This is a genomic window from Vibrio sp. 1288 (assembly GCF_033344475.1).
The window spans coordinates 1-669 of record NZ_JAWPOX010000596.1; the positions used below are offsets into that span (position 1 = coordinate 1).

Annotated in this window: 2 pseudogenes; both read right to left on the bottom strand. The window is 52.0% G+C overall.

From position 1 onward, the window contains the following. Positions 1–80: pseudogene (locus tag R8O11_RS28230) on the bottom strand (flagellar export protein FliJ); the annotation flags it as partial. Between the two features lie 15 nt (positions 81–95). Continuing rightward, a pseudogene (fliI, locus tag R8O11_RS28235) lies at positions 96–669 on the bottom strand (flagellum-specific ATP synthase FliI); the annotation flags it as partial.

The window sequence follows — 669 nt, forward strand, 5'->3', positions numbered from 1 at the left end:
TCGAGCTGTTGCCCGACCCTATCACGCTGCTTTTCTTCCATTTGTTGCAGTTTGCCGACCGCTTTAAGTTTGGCTTTCATCGCTGCGTTCGCTCTCTACTGTGCGCCTTGGAACATTTGAGCCAGCTCAGTCAAACTGGTGGTGTAATCCACCGCCTCGTTCGCTGATTGCTGTAAGTACGAACGCAAATGCGGATACATCGACACAGACTGATCCAACTCAGGGTCCTGACCCGGTTGATAGCCACCAAGCGGCAGTAACTCTTTCACCTGAAGGTAATTGGAGTACATTTGGCGGAAGTTGTTTGCGATGGTGGAATGAGCAGGTTGCGTACAAGTGCTCATACAACGGCTGATAGAAGCGTTGATATCAATCGCAGGATAATGCCCTTGTTCCGCCAGCTGGCGCGACAACACAACGTGTCCATCCAAAATGGCACGAGCAGAGTCCACGACTGGGTCTTGCTGATCGTCGCCTTCCGCCAGTACAGTGTAAATCGCCGTTAAGCTGCCATGAGGGTTTTCACTGTTACCCGCTCGCTCTAATAATTGCGGTAACACACTGAATACCGAAGGCGGATAGCCGCGCGACGCTGGCGGTTCCCCCAAAGATAACGCGATTTCGCGTTGAGCCATCGCGTAACGCGTTAGGGAATCCATCAACAAAAGT